The 765-nt window shown below is 65.1% G+C and carries 2 protein-coding genes; both read left to right on the forward strand.

The features are described from left to right. Positions 1-119: 119 nt before the first annotated feature. On the forward strand, positions 120-314 hold the full coding sequence (locus D476_RS0131610; protein WP_017601963.1) for a hypothetical protein: 195 nt from the start codon (positions 120-122) through the stop codon (positions 312-314). Continuing rightward, positions 315-725 carry a type II toxin-antitoxin system death-on-curing family toxin gene (locus D476_RS0131615; RefSeq protein ID WP_017627858.1) on the forward strand — a complete coding sequence of 137 codons (411 nt, stop codon included), beginning with the start codon at positions 315-317 and terminating at the stop codon, positions 723-725. The last annotated feature ends 40 nt before the right edge of the window (positions 726-765 follow it).

Genomic DNA, 765 nt, shown 5'->3' on the forward strand with positions numbered 1-765 from the left:
CGGCCGGTGTCCCGCATCGTCCTGATCACCTTGGCGAGTGCAACGGTTGACAGCGTCTGTGCGGTCACCCCTGACGGATGTAACCTGGTACCAGGTTAGGTACCAAGTGGGGTGGGAGTATGCCTGCGCTGAATATCGAGTTCTCCGAAGAAGAGATGGAACAGATCCGCCAGGCGGCCGCGGCGGAGTCGACCAGCGTCAAGAAGCTCGCGAAGGAGAGTGTCCTCGACGCGATCCAGCGTCGCCGGGTTATGGAGGCGGCAGCGCGGGTGACCCGCGTCTCCGCTGAGCTGAACCGGAGGCTCGCCCAGTAGATGCCCTCAGACGCCGTCATCTATCTGAACGCATCCCTCATAGCCGAGATCACCACCTTGACGCTGCGGCAGAACGACCAGAGTGACGCCGTCGTGCGGGACTACGGGCTTCTGGAAAGCGCGGCGCATCGACCGCGCTCCTCCTCCTTCGGGGTGGAGCACTATCCCAGCCTGTTCGACAAGGCCGCGGCGCTCATGCACTCCCTCGCTCGGAACCACGTGTTCGTCGACGGCAACAAGCGGGCCGCGTGGAACTGCGCGGCCACCTTTCTGGAGGTGAACGGGGCTCCGCTGATCGAACCCGTCGACGAGGACAGGGCGGAGGCGTTCGTCCTCGACGTCGCCACGGGAAGGCTCGGCGATATCGAGGACATCGCGGCGGCCCTGCGCACCTTCCACGTGGTGGCCTGAGACGCCCTCAGCACTCGATGACGTTGACGGCCAGTCCGCC

The organism is Nocardiopsis chromatogenes YIM 90109 (assembly GCF_000341185.1).
GTDB lineage: Bacteria > Actinomycetota > Actinomycetes > Streptosporangiales > Streptosporangiaceae > Nocardiopsis_A > Nocardiopsis_A chromatogenes.

Excerpts from the sequence above, each read along its gene's own strand:
- D476_RS0131610 (WP_017601963.1), top strand. The coding sequence starts at position 120 with ATGCCTGCGCTGAATATCGAGTTCTCCGAAGAAGAGATGGAACAGATC.
- D476_RS0131615 (WP_017627858.1), top strand. The coding sequence starts at position 315 with ATGCCCTCAGACGCCGTCATCTATCTGAACGCATCCCTCATAGCCGAG.